Genomic DNA, 17,175 nt, shown 5'->3' on the forward strand with positions numbered 1-17,175 from the left:
AAAATATCGTTATGTGCCGGACTGCGACAATCCATCAGTTGCGATACTGCTGAACGCGCGTTGCACGCAAGCCCGGCAGACCAAAACGATCGATCGATCGCTGCCAGGCGAGGAATTCTTCCACCGTCAGGGTATAGCGACGGCAAGCTTCGTCTAAACTCAGTAAGCCACCACGCACGGCTGCGACCACCTCCGCCTTACGTCGGATGACCCAGCGCCGTGTATTGGGCGGCGGCAAATCAGCCAGCGTCAACGGGCTGCCATCTGGCCCGATCACATAACTGACACGGCCTCTGCGTTCTTCGCCCATATTCGTCATGCTCCAATATTGGCACCACTGGCTTAGAATAAACGCCTTGCCTTAATAATATTGCCAACAGGTCTGGTTAACATCGCTCTAATCAAAACGACGAAACTTATTGTATCCAGCCTGTTTAAGCGGAAAAAATAGTTAACGATGTGCAGCTATTGCTTCATTTCTGTACGCAATACCCATAGAAAAGCACAGATTATCTTGGCATACCAAGTCTAACCGCCTTGTACAGATGTATGCAGCCCAATGCAGATCAGGCCCGACCGCATCCCGCGATCAGGCCAGCTGAAAAATATCCTGCCAAGCGCGCCGGGCGCGCCGGCTGCCACCACGATCAGCCCATATTGACCAGAATATCCAGCATGGTGGTGCTGGTGGTGATGATCTTGGCGCAGGCCTGATAGGCACGCTGGGTGGTGATAAGGTTGGTCAGCTCGGTGGCCAGATCAACGGCGGATTCTTCGAGATATTCCGACTGAACCGTACCAGAACCGCTGGTACCGGCGGTGACGATGGTTGCCGCACCAGAAGCATCCGAAGCCACATAGGCGGTGCCGGACACCGCGGTCAGACCATCAGCGTTCGCGAAGGTTGCGACCGGAATGGAATAGAGATCACGGGTCAAACCGTTGGAATAGGTCGCCGTTACCGTGCCGTCGGTGCCAATCGAATAGCTTGAAATTGTGCCGTAGGCTGCACCATCGGTCGTATAGGTTTGTGTCGACGTGGTAGCGTACTGGGTGAAGCCATCCGTACCACCAATCGTGCCGAAGTCGAAACTGACGTCTTGCGAACTTAACCCCGTGGTCGTGGTATCCCAGCCAATAGTGAGCGCGATAGATCCATCGGTAGATGCCCCGGCCGTATCCGAGGTTACACTCGCCAGAGAACCGTCTGAATTGAACGTCAGGGTGCCGGTATCAAGGGTGGTATCGCCCGAGGTCAGATTGCTGGAATCACCCGAATAGACAATAGAATAGGTCCAGGTATTGGCCGCCGTCTTGGTATAGGAGACGGTGAACGACTGGCTGCCACCCTGACTGTCATAAACCGTCACGGAGTTCGAATAATCCGCGGTACCGGAGGTGTTGACATCGGTGGACGATTCCAGATTGCCGGTCAGCGTTACGTTGGACGTCGCTTCGGCAATACCGGCTGTACTGTCCAGATTGATCGTTGACAGGGTGCTGGATGTCGTCTCGGTTCCGCTGGCATCCGTCGTAATGGCATAGCCCATCAGATAGAGACCGGAGGAGTTGACCAGATCACCAGAACTGTCGGTCGAGAAATCGCCCGCCCTGGTATATTCGATATTGGTGCCATCGGACGTCGTCGAGGTAACGAAGAAACCACTGCCCGAAATGGCCAGATCGGTGGTCGAGCTGGTGGCGGTCAGATCACCCTGGGTCGAGACGCTCTGCTCGGTCACCGAATTAACGCCGGAACTGGTACCGCTACTGCTCGTCGAATCGGCAAGCAAGGTCGAAAACGCGGTCGACGATTCCTTATAGGCCGTCGTATTCGAATTCGAAATATTCGACGAGGCAACAGTCAACGCCGTGCTGTTCGCACTAAGACCGGAAACGCCTGTCAGCAATGCACCATATATACTCATTACCGTATCCTACGGGCGGAGAAGCCGCCGAAGCATAAATCAGCCCATATTAACCAGCACATCCAACATGGTGGTGCTGGTGGTGACAATTTTTGCGCAGGCCTGATAGGCCCGCTGCGTCGTAATAAGATTGGTCAGTTCGGTAGCCAGATCGACCGCCGATTCTTCGAGATATTCCGACTGGACCGTACCAGCCCCGCTGCTGCCCGCGGTAACAACGGTGGCCGCCCCGGAAGCATCCGAAGCCACATAGGCCGTACCGGAAACCGAGGTCAGACCATTGGGATCAGCAAACACCGCTACAGGGATGGCGTAAATCTGGCGGGTCAGACTGTTGGAATAGGTCGCCGTCAGCGTGCCATCGGTACCGATCGAATAGCTTGAAACCGTGCCGTAAGACGCGCCATCGGCTTTAAAGGTTTGCGTCGACGTGGTCGCATACTGGGTAAAGCCATCCGTGCCGCCAAGCGAGCCGAAGTCGAAACTCACCCCTTGTGAGCCTAAGCCGGATATCGTGGTATCCCAGCTTAGGGTTAGCGCTACACTTCCGTCTGTAGACGCCCCTGCGGTGGCAGACGTGACGGTATCCAGCGAACCATCTGAATTAAAGGTCAGCGTCCCAGAATCGATTGTGGGGCTGCCTGTATTAGTCAGATTCGTGGAATCCCCCGAATAGACAATGGAATAGGTCCAGGTATTGGCCGCCGTCTTGGTATACGAAATCGCGAACGACTGGCTGCCGCCCTGACCATCATTCACCGTCACAGAGTTTGAATAATCCGCTGTGCCGGAAGTGTTGACACTGGTGGTCGATTCCAGATTACCGGTCAGCGTCACATGCGAGGACGCCTCGGCGATGCCCGCTGTTTTGTCCAGATTGATGGTCGACAGCGTCGACGACGTGGTCGACACGCCGGTTGTCGCATTGGTCGAAACCGCATAGCCCATCAGATAGAGACCGGAAGAATTGACCAGATCCCCCGCCTTATTGGTCGAGAAATCGCCGGCCCGGGTATATTCGATATTCGTACCATCTGCCACGGTCGAGGTGATGAAGAAACCATCCCCCGAAATAGCCAGATCGGTGGTTGAGCTGGTCGCGGTCAGATCACCTTGCGTCGAAACGCTTTGTTCGGTGACCGAATTGACGCCGGAACTTTTGCCCTTGGTGCTCGAAGTCTCGGCAATCAGCGTCGAAAACGCGGTCGAAGACTCCTTATAGGCCGTCGTATTCGAATTCGAAATGTTCGACGAGGCAACGGTCAGCGCAGTGCTGTTTGCACTGAGACCTGAAACACCGGTACGTAATGCGCCATTTACGCTCATTGCCATTTCCTTTCCCGACGTCCGGGCAAGAATTTCCTGCCTATCGGATCTTTTTGCCGATCCTTACGCTACCAACGCAAAACTACTCCGCTACTTTACTGACATCCGACAAGGCGAATTCCGCAGAACCGACAACCAATTCCGTGGTCGAACCGGAAGTGTCGACCGCCGTCACTGTGCCGCTGTAACTCACTGCGGACGTCACTGCGGTACCACTGGAATCCGTGGCGGTAACGGTCAGGGTATAGGCCCCATCGCTTTCTGTGCTGCCACTGGTATCCGTGCCATCCCAGGTAAAGCTGTGCGAACCCGAACTGGTATCGCCCGTGGTGGAATACACCGTGTCACCATCAGAATTGGTCACCGTCAGCGTGGTCGTGGCAGACGCCGAATCCAGTGTGTAATCCCAGGTGCAACTGCTATCCGACAAGGAACCGGCACCGCTGGTGACCGTAATGGTCTTGCCGATATAGTTGACCGCGCTGCTGCCAGCGGCGGATTCTGTATCGGAAATCAGCGTATCCAGCTTGTCGTTGGTTTCCATCTGGGCTTCGACCATACACATCTGCGAAATCTGCGAGACATATTCCGTCGTATCGGTCGGATCGGTCGGGTCCTGATTGGTGAGCTCGGTCGTCAGAATACTGAGGAACGTGTCGAAGTTCGACGTGAGCGATGCCAGCGTCGACGACGATGTCGACGACGACGATGTCGATGTGGACGAGGTGGTGGAACTGACGGTCGTCATAACTTTTTCCTTTCGCGCCTCAAACTCGGATATCCAGCCGAACGTCTTCTGACGAAAGGCCGAGATAAGACTGGGACGATACATCGCCCACGGTATCGACGGATGCTATCGCTTGTAACGCCTGCCCGTCGGAACCACGGCCCTTACCGCTGCCGTCATCCTGCTGTTGCCCGTCACGTAGCGAAAAATTCAAACCGCCACCGGACAAATCTACACCAGCTTCTTGCAAGGTGCGGGCCAGGTTTGCGGAGTCCTGCTGCAACAGTGAAAGCGTCTGCGGCCGGTCCGCCATCAATGTTGCCGAGGTTTGACCCGACGCACTGACCGACAGCTTGACTTCGACCCGACCCAGTTCGGGCGGATCCAGCCGGATAGAAAAATGCTTGAAGCCTTCCGTGGTCTTGGCCGCAATGGTCAGGCCAAGCATATCCAGGTCAGAAACATCAGAACTGGCCGCAGCGGACTGCGTCGTTACCGAGATATTGGCGGCCACCAGACCGCCGGTGGCGCTGGTGGGTAACAGATTACTGGTCAGCGGCATCGCCGCTGCCGCCGTAAAACTGGACTGGGTTGTGGCAAAGGTGGATGCCGGACTGGCCGACGACGTCGTATCCTGCGTCGTCGTACTTGCTGCGTGACTCTGCCCCGCAGTATCCGAAGCCGCTTGTGCACTTGTCGAACGTAGCAGGCCAGAGAACCGCCCCATATCAACCAGATCGCCATCCAGCGTACCAGTAGTACCGGAAGCGCTGGCCGTGGCATCCGAAGCCGTGCTGCCCGCATCACCGCTTTGACCGGCAAAATTGCCCGGCAAAGCCGCTGGCACATCAGGGCCGCGTGACGACGAACCGATGGCCGCAGCCAGATCACTGCTGCCGAGTGCGGCCGTGGCCGATGCATTGGCGGCGGGTTGAGCGGCCTGCTGCCCCATCATCGCGGCAAGCAGCGCCGTAGCCTGTGCATCCGCCGCAGCGGTGCTGGCGCTGTCTGAACTGTCTGCAGTATTGTCCGTGGACGTTACATCATCCGTTGCCGCGACCGTATCGACCGCTGTGCTGTCATCTGTGCTGCTGCTCGTCGCGTCAGGCACCGCTTGCCCCGCGGCCAGCCCGGCCACCTGCGCCAACATGGCTTGCAATACAGGATCTGTCACCGCCGGATCCGTTACCGTTATATCCGCCCCCTGGGCCGGATCGGTATTTTGCGCCGCCTGAACTGATGGATCAGCAACGGTTTCTGTTGCTACATCCGTTGCTGGCGCAGGCACATCAGCCGCGCCCGGCGCCGCATTGGCGGCTTGCCCGGCAGCGTTCAGTGCGGTGGTACCATCAGACGCGACATCCGCCTGAGCAGCATCAGCATCTGCTGTCTGCCCAGATTTATCCTGCTGTGCATCGGCAGTATCGGCTTTGTCGGCAGGGTTTTCCGAGGGGGCCGATGCCGCACGACTGGTCTGCGTCTCTGCATCGCTGCCGGACGCTGACGCCGTATCACTGCTCGATGATGATGTGGAATGGTCTTTGACTGCTGCCACGCGGCGATCGCCCTGCACCGAGGAGGAAACCGATGTCTCGGCCGAGGCCGTACTGTCAGTGCTGGCGGCGCGCTGCGCGGCCCAGGCATTACTGTTGGAGGAGCGCGTTGTGCCCGACCGCACCATCTGACGGGAGTCAGTATCTGCGGTATCGGTCGTCGCGCTCTGCTGCTGCAGCTGGGACGTGAAGGCACCATCCAATGCACCGGTAACGCCGCCGTCCGATCCTGAGAAGGACGACTGGCTGCCAATCATGGCCCGGATGGTTGCGACACTAGCCAAGGAAATGCATTCCCTAAAAAAACACCCCAACACCATAGCAAGGGCTGGACCACAACTACGGGCAGCACACAAAATAGGCCAAAAGCGCGGCGAAGGTGGGTTATTCGGGCGGGCGGCACCACAAAGGACACAGCAAGCTTTGCCCATAGCGGCAAAGATTGCCGCCTCAACTTAAGGCTTGCACGGCAGCTTTTATCCGATTCGTGTTCCACACCCGGTTTACGCCCCCCTTCAGGACCGGCACAGGGCTTGCATTGTCATGGCCAGGCAGAACGCAACTTAAGGGGAAAACCGTGTCCCTCAGCGGAATTTTAGCAGGCGCGACATCCGGCCTTAAGGCCAACAGTTCGGCGTTAAGCGTTGTTTCGAGCAACGTCAGCAATGTCGATACCACCGGCTATGTAAAGCGCACGACCAATATGACGACGCTGGAGAGCGCCGCCAATGGGGTCATTGGTGTTGACGCCTCCGATATTTCACGCACGGTATCCAAGTATCTCGATCAGGAGACCTACTCCTCGCTGGGGACCTCCTCGCAGTATGATACCGAGAACTCTCTTTATGACCAGGTCAACGCGATGCTCGGCGAAGTGGGGGATGGCACCTCACTGGCCTCGGAGCTGTCCGATATCACCTCGTCGTTATCAACCGCCTCGCAATCCTCCTCACTGGACTCGAGCACGTCGACAGTTGTCTCGGCCCTGAACACGTTCGCCAGCAAGGTCTCCTCGCTCTACACGCAGCTTTCGACGTTGCGAAATTCCGCCAGCGACCAGGTCTCGACATCCGTGACGTCGATCAACACGCTGGTCAAACAGATCTCTGATCTGAACACGCAAATTCAGAACCAGACCGCGATGGGCAACGACGCCACCGGCCTGGCCGATCAACGCGACAGCGCCATCCAAAGCCTGGCCAAACTGGTCGATATTAATACGGTGACACAGTCGGACGGTTCGGTGAAGATCACCACCACCGACGGCACCTTGCTGGTCGGCAGCTCCTATGCGGTACTGTCCTATTCCGGCGGCGACAGCAGTAGCGGTTACGACAACATTGATCTGACCTATGCCAACGTCAACACCGGCAAGACCACCGGCGTTGTCGATACATTTGATCAGCATGTTACGTCCGGATCGCTGGAAGGCCTGCTGACCATGCGCGATACCACCATTGGTCAGCTGCAGACCGAACTCGGCTCGCTCGCCCAGGGTGCCGCCAACGCCTATAATACGGTGAGCAACCAATACAGCTCAAACCCACCGCCACAAACCCTGACCGGTCGCCAGACCGGCCTGACAGAATCGGAAAACCTGAATACCAGCGGTTCGACCACGATCGGTGTGACCGATTCCAGCGGCAACCTGGTATCCAGCACCAGCTTTGATTTTTCCGGCATGTCGATCGACGACATTGTCTCGACAATCAACAGCGGTCTCGGCAGCGATGCCACGGCAAGCTATCAGAATGGCAAGCTGGTCATTTCGGCCACAGACTCGACCGACGGGATTGTTATCGACAGCTCGGCCAACACCGGTACCACCGACTTTTCGACCTTCTTCGGGCTGAACGATGTTTTCCAAACCTCGATCCCCAGCCTGTCGACCACGGGCCTGTCGGGCAGCAGTTCCGCCAATCTGGTCGCCGACGGTGCCATCACCCTGACGTTAAAAGATTCCTCCGGCGCCGTCGTCAAAACCGGCACGGTTACGGTTACCTCGGGCGATACTATCAGCACGGTGCTGAGCAACCTCAACACCGCAATGTCGAACACATCGACAGGGGCCAATACGGTCAGCTTCAGCATTGATAGCAGCGGGGTGGTGACCACCAGTTATGCCGCGGGCTATAGCGGCGACACGCTGACCGTCACGGCCGACAGCACTGAACGCGGCGATTCAACCACCAGCCGAACCGGTATCAGCCTGACCGAACTTCTCGGCATCGGCGATAACACCACCTCGGCCTATGCTGCGCAGTTTGCCACCGCCAGCGGACTGGCCAGCAATACGCTGCCGGTTGAAACGGTATCCATTGGCACCGTCGGCAAGCAAGCGGTCACCAGCGGGGATTCCACCGGCGCCGTAGCGTTGGAAAATGTCGAAACCACCACGCTGAGCTTTAAAAAAGCCGGCAGTCTGGCCGCCACCAATACGACGCTGAGCAACTATGCCAACGCGATCTATCAGGATATTTCGACCCGCAGTACGCAGGCCTCGGATAATTACACCACCCAGAGTGACCGGCTGACCGAAGCGCAGAAGCTGCAGTCAGATTCCGAAGGGGTGAACCTCGACGAAGAACTCGCCAACATGGTGATCTATCAGCAGGCCTATAATGCTTCGGCCAAATTGCTCACCACCTATTCCGACCTTTTCGACACGCTGCTGAATGCAGCTTAAGTATGTATAGTCAGGAGAAGCCATGAGCGTCGATCGCGTCGCCAATCTTACGCAGGCCAACTATCTTTCCGCCCAGATGATGAAGCGGGAGACCGAGGTCTCGACCCTGTCGGATCAGGTTGCCAGTGGCAATGTCTCGACCACCTATGCCGGCTATGGTGATCAGACCCAGGCGATGGAATCGGCACGTGCCGTGGTCAACCGCACCACCGGCTATCAAACCGGTACCACACTGGCACTGACACAGGTCGAATTGCAGGACAGTCAGCTCGATCAGCTGTCTTCGCTGGCCGACGAACTAAAAAGCGCCATTTCAGATGCGGTTTCGACCAACGACGGCTCGTCGCTGTCGACCACCTGCAGTAATATTTTCGATCAGGCCAAGGCGATCCTCAATTATCAGGACTCCAACGGCAGCTACATCTATAGTGGCGGCAACGATAACGCCGCCCCCTTCACCGTTTCTACCTTTGCCGATCTGGCCACGCTAAGCTCCTCGGCGGCGATTACCGATCCCACTGATGCCAGCTATGTTTTCACCAACGGCTCGGCCGCAAAGTCGGTCACGGTGGCCGACAACCAGACGGTATCCTATGGCATCACCGCGTCGGATGTCGGTACCGAGCTGATGTCGACGCTGTATGATGTCTCCAACTATATCACCAATACCAACGCAGCAGATTTCACTTCGTCGATGGATAATAACGACGTTGACTTTCTGACCAGCGAAATCACGACCGCCAGCAATGCCTATGAGGGCATCAACCAGATTTCGGCGGTTAACGGCAACACCTATCAAACGCTGCAAACCGCATCAGACACCCAGACGACGATGATCGATCTCTACAAGGGGTTTGTTTCGGGTATTCAGGATGTCGACATGTCGACGGCCTCGACCGATCTGACCAATGCCCAAACCGCATTGCAGGCCACGGTGCTGGTGACCTCGACGCTGAACCAGATCTCGCTGCTGAACTATCTGTCTTAACCAAAAATGCCCAGAAACAGCTTGGGCATAATGAACCACAGGCAGTGTCCCTGTTCATTTTGTGGCATAGCAGCGGCTTGCCAGCCGCCGCCCCCGGGCCTATAGGGGCGGCCCATGAACGCATCCGAAAAACGGCGTATCGTTGTGGCCATGTCCGGGGGGGTCGACTCCTCGGTCACCGCCGCCTTGTTGCAGCGTGCCGGTCACGAGGTGATCGGCGTCACCCTGCAGCTCTACGATCAGGGCAAAGTTACCGCCGGGGCGCGCACCTGCTGCGCCGGGCGCGATATTTATGATGCCCGCACGGTGGCCGACAAACTCGGCATTGCCCATTATGTGCTCGATTACGAAGAACGCTTCCGCAAAGCAGTGATCGAGGATTTCGCCGATTCCTATCTGGCCGGGCAAACACCGATCCCCTGTGTGCATTGCAACGGGCGGATCAAATTCGGCGACATGCTGCAAAGCGCGCGCGAGCTTGGTGCAGACGCGCTGGCCACCGGCCATTATGTCCGCCTACTCGAGGGGGAGGGTGGCGCGGAACTGCACCGGGCGATCGATCCGGCGCGCGACCAGAGTTATTTTCTGTTCTCGACCCCACGGGAAGAATTATCCGCCCTGCTCTTTCCGCTCGGCGGCATGCACAAACCCGATGTGCGCAAGCTGGCCGCCGAATGGGGCCTGATCAACGCCAAGAAGCCCGACAGTCAGGACATCTGCTTTGTGCCCGGCGGCAATTATGCCGAAGTGGTCGGGACCTTACGCCCCGAAGCGCGCCGCCCCGGCACCATCGTCGATATGTCCGGCAATGTGCTGGCCCGGCATGAAGGCATCATCCATTTCACCGTCGGCCAGCGCAAAGGCCTTGGCATTGCCGGGCAGGAAGAACCAATCTTCGTGATCCGCATCGACGCGGCCACCAATACCGTCGTGGTTGGCCCGCGCGAAGCCCTTGCCGCCCGCTATATCCAACTTCGTTCTGTTAATTGGCTGGCGGCCCCGGCCGAGGCGACCCGCTGCACAGTCAAGATTCGCTCGATGCGCCCCCCTGTCCCGGCCACCGTCACCCCCGCAGATGACGGCACGGTTCAGGTTGCGCTGGACACCCCCGAAGAAGCGATTGCACCCGGTCAGGCCTGCGTTTTTTACAAGGACAGCAAGGTTTTGGGCGGCGGCTGGATCGTTGCCGGTCAACAATCACCTTTCTTGTCTTGACAGGGGGGGCGCCCCCCTCTACATGAGCGGCCCGAGGCACGGCAGCGTAGCTCAGTGGTAGAGCAGGGGAATCATAATCCCTTGGTCGGGGGTTCAAATCCCTCCGCTGCTACCAGCCTCGTTATCCATAAAAAGACTTTATATAGCTCACGCCAGCGCGCTTACGCGCGCGGCTGCCGCATGGGCGGCTGGTGCCGGAGCCATTATTGGCCCCGGCCATCGCTCTATTTGACCGCCTTGTAGACCGCCGACATATCGGCATCGGCCTCGCCCAGTGCGCGGGCGCGGATGAAAGCCGCATTGGCTGAGGCCGCCTGCGGCAAAGGCTGGCTGACGGAATCACCCAGCGCAACAGCCAGACGTAAATCCTTCTGCATGTGCTTGAGCGGGAAATTGGTCGGAAACTGCCCTTTAAGCATCATCGGACCTTTACCGGCGAACATCGGACACGCCATCGCCCCTTCGGCCAGCACGCTCAGGACATCTTCGCCCTTCAGCCCACTTTTCAGACCCAGGCTTAAGCCTTCGGCCAGTGCGACAGCCATCTCGCCCATCACCATATTGACCACCAGCTTCATGCAAGCCGCCTGCCCCACCGCACCCAGATAGTGGCTGACCTTGCCCATTTTGGCGAAGGCGGGTTCTGCATCGTGGAACAACCCTTCGTCACCCGCCGCCAGAATCACCAGCGTGCCATCCTCGGCGGGTTTCTTGGTGCCGGAGACCGGGGCTTCGAGGAACCGCGCCCCCTTGGCCGTCACCGCCGCTGCAACGCGCTGGGCGGTATCGGCATCCACGGTCGACATGTCGATATAGTCGTGACCCGGCCCAACGCCCGCCAGCACACCATCGGGCCCGAAACACACCGCCTCAGCCGCCGCCGGATCGGACAGCATGGCAATGGTGAAATCGCACGCCGCCACCACGGCCTTCGGACTGGTTCCCACCTTTGCCCCCAGCGCCGTCAGGGCGGCGCATTTATCGGGCGAGCGGTTCCACACCGTCACGTCGAACCCGGCCTTGGCCAGATTGCGGGCCATGGCGCCCCCCATAATGCCCAATCCCAGAAAACCGATCTTAACCACCGCATATCTCCTTCGCCTGTGACGGATACCTGCCGCCACAGGCACATTCTCAATCTGGCCCCAAGCATGGGTCAACCGCTTAAGACCATGCGATTGCACAAAACCCGATCACAACAATAACGGGTGTATTTGCATAAAACCACCTGCACTGCACCGGCAGCGCACATAAGATGCGGTATGGGACGCGGCACAGGGGAAACCCAAAATGCACAAGCTATGCATTTTTCGAAAAACCCCTTTAAGCAGGAATATTCCGTCCACATACGAAACGCCACGTCCGCAGCCCGCGCATAGCGGCTATGGCGCAGATGGGTCATTGTATTTACCCTGCGGCGCTTTCATAATTCGCGGCGGCGGTACATTTAAGGACCGCCTTGTTTTTTGATGGATGAGGAGTTTTCGGCTTTGTCGAACCTTCCGGTTACGCTCGCGGATGTGCAGTCGGCCGCCGCCGCTGTCAGCGATGCGTTGGAACATACCCCTACGCGTAAATCCCGTACGCTTTCGAATATCGCCGGTTGCGACATCTGGTTGAAATTCGAAAACATGCAGTTCACGGCTTCGTTCAAGGAACGCGGCGCGCTTAACAAACTCCTCTCTCTTACGGCGGCAGAACGCATGCGTGGCGTCATTGCCATGAGCGCTGGCAACCATGCCCAGGGCGTGGCCTATCATGCCGGGCGGCTGGGCATTCCCGCCACCATTGTCATGCCGGAAACCACGCCGTTCGGTAAAATCAAGCACACCCAGGATTTTGGTGCCCATGTTGTGCTGGAAGGGTCCGGCCTTGCCGAAGCCACCGCCAAAGCACTGACGCTGGCCAAAGAGCAAAATTTGGTCTTTGTTCACCCCTTCGACGATGCCCATGTCATTGCCGGTCAGGGCACCTTGGCGCTGGAAATGCTGGCAGATGCGCCGGATCTGGATGCGCTGGTCATTCCGGTGGGTGGCGGCGGCATGATTTCCGGCGTTGCCGTGGCCGCCAAGGCGATCAAACCCGGCATCGAAATCTATGGCGTGCAGACCGAGGCGTTTCCCTCGATGTATGGCGCGATGACCGGCAAGCCGCAGAGCTATGCCAATCAAACCGTAGCCGAAGGTATTGCCGTGCGCGAACCGGGCAAGCTGACCCAGACCATCGTGCGCGATCTGGTCAAGAAGATCCTGCTGGTTGGTGAAGACGATATCGAACAGGCCATCGCCTCAATGCTGGAAATCGAAAAGACCGTGGTTGAAGGCGCAGGCGCGGCGGGCTTTGCCGCCGTCATGAGCCATCGCGATCTGTTCGCGGGCAAAAAGGTCGGTCTGGTGCTGTCCGGCGGCAATATCGACATGCGCATGCTGTCCAACGTCATCCTGCGCGGGCTGTCGCGCGAGGGGCGCATTCAGTCGCTAGTGGTAGAGATCGATGATCGTCCCGGTACGCTGGCGAAGATCTCAACCCTGATCGGCAAGATGGGTGGCAATATTCTGGAAGTATCGCACAACCGTATGGCGACTGATACATCGGCCAAGCTGGCCGACCTTGGTATCACAGTCGAGGCGCGCGATGCCGCCCACGCCGCCACCATCCGCAAGGCGCTGGAAGATGATGGTTTCAAGCTGAAGGTGTAAGACACCACACCGCACATACGAAAGCCGGGGCGCGATCCCCGGCTTTTTTCGTCTTCAAAGCCCGCCATACGCCGGGCGGCTCAGTCGCCTTCGTAGATGGCCCAGCAATGGGCGGTCTCGTACAGGGTCACGGCGGACAGCTGCGGCACATGCGCCTTGATCTTGTGCCAGATCCACATCGCGATGATCTCGGCGGTGGGATTTTCGAGCCCGGGCACCTCGTTGAGCAGGTGATGGTCGAGCTCGTTCAACACAGGGGCAAACGCCGCCTCAATATCGAAGAAATCGACAACAAAACCCGTGACCGGATCAACCGGACCAACCAGTTCCAGCGCCACGCGATACGAATGGCCGTGCAGCCGCTTACAACGGTGGCTGTCGGGCACATGCGGCAAACGGTGTGCCGCCTCAAAAGTAAAGGTTTGTACGACTTTCATGACCTTAACCGGCGATACAGGCCGGCCCATTTTCAGTTGGGGGCGGCTAATCAGGCCGGCCCAGGAATTCAGAGCGCTTCACATGAAAAGCGGAAAACCGATTTTCGGTGATATAGGCTCCGGACGGCGGGTAAGTGGCGCACATTACCCGTCCCGTCAAGCCTGTCCCCCAATTGCCCCGTTTACCTTACCGTCTTGAACAGGGCGACCAGTTCCGCCAGTTCCCCGGCGCTGTCGGCCATAGCGCGGCTGGTTGCAGTGCTTTGCGAGGCCATGGCGGCGTTTTGCTGGGTCGTCTTGTCCATGGCACTGACCGCCGCATTCACCTCGCCCAGAGCGCGGGCCTGCTCGTTCTGGGCCAAAGCAATCTCGCTCATCAGCTGGTTGATGCGGCCAATATCCGTGACGATCTGGTTAAGCGCCTTGCCACTGTCGCTGACCAGCTTGACGCCGCTGTCGACCTTGGCACTGCTGGTATTGATCAGCCCACGGATCTGTTTCGACGCCTCGCTGGAACGCCCGGCCAGGGCCCTGACCTCCTGCGCCACCACGGCAAAGCCACGTCCGGCTTCACCGGCCCGCGCCGCTTCAACACCGGCATTAAGGGCCAGAAGATTAGTCTGGAAAGCAATCTCGTCAATCACGCCGATGATCTGGGTGATCTCGTTCGACGAGGCCGCGATATCCTGCATCGCTTCGATGGTGCTGCTGGCGATGACGTTACCCTGTTCGGCACTTTGCTGGGCACTGGTTGCCGCAGCGGCGGCCTGACGGGCATTTTCAGCCGATTTGGTCACCGTGGCGGTGATCTCTTCCATCGCGGCGGAAGTCTGTTCCAGCGAGGCCGCCTGCTGTTCGGTGCGCAGGGACATTTCCTGTGCCCCGTCACGCACATCGCTGGCGCTGCGGGCGATCTGGCTGGCATGGCTGTCGATGTCGCGCAGGGTTTCGGCCAACTGGTCGAGCGCCGCGTTGAAATCACTTTGCAGCCCGCGATAGCCATCGGGCAGCTCGGCATCGACACGGATGGTCAGATCCCGCTCCGACATCGCCTTGAGACCCGAACCGAAAGACGACACCACCATATCCATCGACCGGCTTTGCGCGGCTTCTTCAGCTTTGCGCTGTTCAACGTGCGCGGCATGGCGTTCGGCCTGATGCCGTTGAATTTCTTCTTCACGGTCATTGCGGGCCTTTTCAAAGGCGGCAATAGCGGCGTTAAAATTCTCCTGTAAGCCACGATAGGCCGGCGGCAATTCGCCCTGCAACCGATAGGACAGATCATTCTCAGCCAGCGCCTGCAAACCGGCACCGAAACTATCGACCACCAGTGCTTCGTTTCTGCGTTTGGCTTCTTCCTCGGCGATTTTCTGAGCCTCGGCGGCACGCTGCATATCTTCGGCCGCCGTCTTGCGCATAACCTCCTGCTGCTTCATGGCGCGGTTAAAATCGAGGATCACACGGGCCAGACCGCCGAACTCGTCCTCGCGCTCGGCATAGGGGATATCTTCGCTGTAACGGCCCTTCTTGGCATCCTCCATCCTTTCGCCCAGCGGCTTGAAGGGATAGAGTAAGCGCCGCAGCGCCAGACTGGCGAGAATGGCGCAGATCACCGCCTGAATAACCCCGGCAATACCGCTGGCGGTCACCGCATCGATAAAGGTGCGGTTAAAATCCTTTTCCTCGATTCCGACAAACAGAATGCCAACAATCTTGCCTGCCTCATCCTTAAGCGGCTTATAGGCGGTGACATAGGGTTTGTTTAAGATCGTCGCGGTGCCGACATAGGTTTCCCCCCGGCCCAGCACAGCATCATAAACCGGCCCTTTGGCCAGCTTGGTGCCCACGGCGCGCGTACCATCGGCTTTCAGCACATTGGTGGCGACACGGGTATCGCCCTGAAAAATCGTCGCCACCCCGCCAAAGGCCGAAACCACGGCATCGACCGAGGTCTCATCACCATTCAGGGTCAGGCTGCCCAGTTTGAGCTTACCCTCCTCGATACCAAAACTGGCACCGCGCGGATTGACGATCAGTTCTGCTGCCCGCAGATTCTGCCGCATGCGGTCGCCACCCAGAACGCCGCGGAAATGGTTGAGGATGAAGGCTGTGCAGATCGCGATATTGGCAATAATAAAAATAACGATCAACGCGTTGGCCTTGGCCGAAACCGTACGCAACCCAAATGAAAAACGCATGATTTCCCCTCGATACGCTACGGCGTCTTGGCGACGTCTTATGGTAAACATCGTATCCGGGTATAAACCATATGTGGTAAACAATCCTATAAAATGATCACGCCTTGTGCCAGTGCAGCGCAAGTTTGGTCCAGAAAAGCGAGAAAAAACGCTACGGCGAAAAATGCCGTAGCGTGACCATTTCCTGCAATCTGTCGCGGTTCACGCGGACGGCAAAAATGCCTTCAAAGGCTGGGCCGGATCGGCCAGCGCGTCTGCCGAGACACGCGCCCCGGCGGCAATCAGCTTGCGCGCCATCAGATGATCGGCAGGCAGATTGACGGTCACCGCGGACACCAGCGCGCCATCGCGTACATAATACCAGCCGAATTTGCCGCCTGCCGGATCGCCGCGCAGGATTTCCTGATCCTCATCGCGCGCCAGCCCGACAATCTGCAATTTCAGATCATACTGGTCCGACCAGAACCAGGGCAGCTCACGATAGGGCTGAGGCTTGCCCAGCATGGCGCGTGCCGCGCATTTGGCCTGATCGATGGCGTTCTGCACGCTTTCCAGCCGCCGCCAGACGCCGTCATAGCCCTGATGCCAGGTGCAGTCGCCTGCCGCCCAGATCGCCGGGTCTGATGTGGTAGCATAGGCATCGACGACAATACCACTTTCGCATGCCAGCCCTGCCGCCTGGGCCAGTTCGATATTGGCCAGCGCGCCGACACCGACCAGAACGAAGTCCGCCGGATAGAGCACACCACCAGCGCGCACGGCGTGCAGACGGCCTTCGCCTTCGAAGGCTTCTACCGCCGCCCCGCACACCAGTTTGACACCATGGGCGCGGTGCGCCGCCTCGAAAAAGGCCGAGACATTGGAGGATACCGAGCGGGCCAGCACCCGGTCCTGAAACTCGATCAGCGTAACATCAAGGCCATGACTGGCCGCCACCGCCGCCACTTCCAGCCCGATATAACCGCCGCCTACGATGACGCATTTGCGACCTGCCACGATCTGGGGCCGCAGGGCATCGACATCGGCGATCGAGCGTAAGAGATGCACGCCATCCAGATCGGCACCGGGAACATCCAGCGGCCGGGCCCGCGTACCGGTGGCCAGCAGCAGCGCGTCATAGCCCAGCACCGAACCATCAGCCAGCGTCAGCCGCCGGGCGGCGCGATCAATGGCATAGGCCGCCACGCCGGACTTCAGGGTGCAGGCCTGTTCAAAATAGCTATCGGGTTTGAGGAACAGCCGGGGCCGCTCCATCTTGCCCAGAAGATAGGCCTTGGACAAAGGCGGGCGCTGATAGGGCGCGAACGGTTCGTCACCAACCAGGGTGATCTCGCCAGCGAACCCTTCGGCGCGCAGGGTTATGACAGCTTGCAGACCGGCCTGACCGGCCCCGACGATAACAATATGCTCTGGCATGG

The 17,175-nt window shown here is 58.5% G+C and carries 13 protein-coding genes and 1 tRNA gene; 5 read left to right on the top strand and 9 right to left on the bottom strand.

Annotation, left to right across the window (positions count from 1 at the left end):
• Positions 1-34: 34 nt before the first annotated feature.
• From sciP to ACZ5RI_RS13535, 5 genes are all read right to left on the bottom strand, one after another.
• The gene (gene sciP / locus ACZ5RI_RS13515) at positions 35-310 is read right to left on the bottom strand and encodes a CtrA inhibitor SciP (protein WP_464515607.1); all 276 of its coding nucleotides are present in this window, start codon (positions 308-310) and stop codon (positions 35-37) included.
• Between the two features lie 337 nt (positions 311-647).
• On the bottom strand, positions 648-1,928 hold the full coding sequence (locus ACZ5RI_RS13520) for a flagellar hook protein FlgE (protein ID WP_464513726.1): 1,281 nt from the start codon (positions 1,926-1,928) through the stop codon (positions 648-650).
• Positions 1,929-1,967: 39 nt separating this feature from the next.
• Positions 1,968-3,254, bottom strand: coding sequence for a flagellar hook protein FlgE (locus tag ACZ5RI_RS13525; protein ID WP_464513727.1), 1,287 nt, complete (start codon positions 3,252-3,254; stop codon positions 1,968-1,970).
• An 82-nt stretch (positions 3,255-3,336) separates the two neighbouring features.
• The gene (locus ACZ5RI_RS13530; protein ID WP_464513728.1) at positions 3,337-4,002 is read right to left on the bottom strand and encodes a flagellar hook assembly protein FlgD; all 666 of its coding nucleotides are present in this window, start codon (positions 4,000-4,002) and stop codon (positions 3,337-3,339) included.
• Positions 4,003-4,021: 19 nt separating this feature from the next.
• Positions 4,022-5,818 carry a flagellar hook-length control protein FliK gene (locus tag ACZ5RI_RS13535; RefSeq protein ID WP_464513729.1) on the bottom strand — a complete coding sequence of 599 codons (1,797 nt, stop codon included), beginning with the start codon at positions 5,816-5,818 and terminating at the stop codon, positions 4,022-4,024.
• A 293-nt stretch (positions 5,819-6,111) separates the two neighbouring features.
• On the opposite strand from ACZ5RI_RS13535, the gene flgK reads away from it, so the two are divergent.
• The 4 genes from flgK (at position 6,112) to ACZ5RI_RS13555 (ending at position 10,538) form a co-directional block, all read left to right on the top strand.
• Positions 6,112-8,220, top strand: a complete 2,109-nt coding sequence (flgK, locus tag ACZ5RI_RS13540; protein WP_464513730.1) for a flagellar hook-associated protein FlgK — start codon at positions 6,112-6,114, stop codon at positions 8,218-8,220.
• 22 nt (positions 8,221-8,242) lie between these two features.
• Positions 8,243-9,208: a flagellin gene (locus tag ACZ5RI_RS13545; RefSeq protein WP_464513731.1), complete on the top strand. Its 966-nt coding sequence runs from the start codon at positions 8,243-8,245 to the stop codon at positions 9,206-9,208.
• A 114-nt stretch (positions 9,209-9,322) separates the two neighbouring features.
• A complete protein-coding gene (gene mnmA, locus ACZ5RI_RS13550) occupies positions 9,323-10,423 on the top strand; it encodes a tRNA 2-thiouridine(34) synthase MnmA (RefSeq protein ID WP_464513732.1) in 1,101 nt (366 codons plus the stop codon).
• A 40-nt stretch (positions 10,424-10,463) separates the two neighbouring features.
• Positions 10,464-10,538: transfer RNA gene (locus ACZ5RI_RS13555), tRNA-Met, on the top strand.
• A 109-nt stretch (positions 10,539-10,647) separates the two neighbouring features.
• On the opposite strand, the gene ACZ5RI_RS13560 is transcribed toward ACZ5RI_RS13555, so the two are convergent.
• The gene (locus tag ACZ5RI_RS13560) at positions 10,648-11,508 is read right to left on the bottom strand and encodes an NAD(P)-dependent oxidoreductase (protein WP_464513733.1); all 861 of its coding nucleotides are present in this window, start codon (positions 11,506-11,508) and stop codon (positions 10,648-10,650) included.
• Positions 11,509-11,892: 384 nt separating this feature from the next.
• Here ACZ5RI_RS13560 and ACZ5RI_RS13565 point away from each other — a divergent pair, with 384 nt between their 5' ends.
• A complete protein-coding gene (locus tag ACZ5RI_RS13565; protein ID WP_464513734.1) occupies positions 11,893-13,122 on the top strand; it encodes a threonine ammonia-lyase in 1,230 nt (409 codons plus the stop codon).
• Positions 13,123-13,202: 80 nt separating this feature from the next.
• On the opposite strand, the gene queD is transcribed toward ACZ5RI_RS13565, so the two are convergent.
• From queD to ACZ5RI_RS13580, 3 genes are all read right to left on the bottom strand, one after another.
• Positions 13,203-13,559 (bottom strand): 6-carboxytetrahydropterin synthase QueD, encoded by a 357-nt coding sequence (gene queD / locus ACZ5RI_RS13570; RefSeq protein WP_464513735.1) that lies wholly within the window; start codon positions 13,557-13,559, stop codon positions 13,203-13,205.
• Between the two features lie 182 nt (positions 13,560-13,741).
• Positions 13,742-15,757, bottom strand: a complete 2,016-nt coding sequence (locus ACZ5RI_RS13575) for a methyl-accepting chemotaxis protein (protein WP_464513736.1) — start codon at positions 15,755-15,757, stop codon at positions 13,742-13,744.
• Between the two features lie 201 nt (positions 15,758-15,958).
• On the bottom strand, positions 15,959-17,173 hold the full coding sequence (locus tag ACZ5RI_RS13580; RefSeq protein ID WP_464513737.1) for an NAD(P)/FAD-dependent oxidoreductase: 1,215 nt from the start codon (positions 17,171-17,173) through the stop codon (positions 15,959-15,961).
• Positions 17,174-17,175: the final 2 nt, after the last annotated feature.

The sequence above is a fragment of the Micropepsis pineolensis genome (assembly GCF_055392125.1).

Bases quoted from the DNA above. Each gene is read 5' to 3' on its own strand.
- ACZ5RI_RS13580 (WP_464513737.1), bottom strand. From the start codon at position 17,173: ATGCCAGAGCATATTGTTATCGTCGGGGCCGGTCAGGCCGGTCTGCAA.
- ACZ5RI_RS13530 (WP_464513728.1), bottom strand. From the start codon at position 4,002: ATGACGACCGTCAGTTCCACCACCTCGTCCACATCGACATCGTCGTCG.
- ACZ5RI_RS13520 (WP_464513726.1), bottom strand. From the start codon at position 1,928: ATGAGTATATATGGTGCATTGCTGACAGGCGTTTCCGGTCTTAGTGCG.
- queD (WP_464513735.1), bottom strand. From the start codon at position 13,559: ATGAAAGTCGTACAAACCTTTACTTTTGAGGCGGCACACCGTTTGCCG.
- mnmA (WP_464513732.1), top strand. From the start codon at position 9,323: ATGAACGCATCCGAAAAACGGCGTATCGTTGTGGCCATGTCCGGGGGG.
- ACZ5RI_RS13575 (WP_464513736.1), bottom strand. From the start codon at position 15,757: ATGCGTTTTTCATTTGGGTTGCGTACGGTTTCGGCCAAGGCCAACGCG.
- ACZ5RI_RS13525 (WP_464513727.1), bottom strand. From the start codon at position 3,254: ATGAGCGTAAATGGCGCATTACGTACCGGTGTTTCAGGTCTCAGTGCA.
- ACZ5RI_RS13545 (WP_464513731.1), top strand. From the start codon at position 8,243: ATGAGCGTCGATCGCGTCGCCAATCTTACGCAGGCCAACTATCTTTCC.
- sciP (WP_464515607.1), bottom strand. From the start codon at position 310: ATGGGCGAAGAACGCAGAGGCCGTGTCAGTTATGTGATCGGGCCAGAT.
- ACZ5RI_RS13565 (WP_464513734.1), top strand. From the start codon at position 11,893: ATGGATGAGGAGTTTTCGGCTTTGTCGAACCTTCCGGTTACGCTCGCG.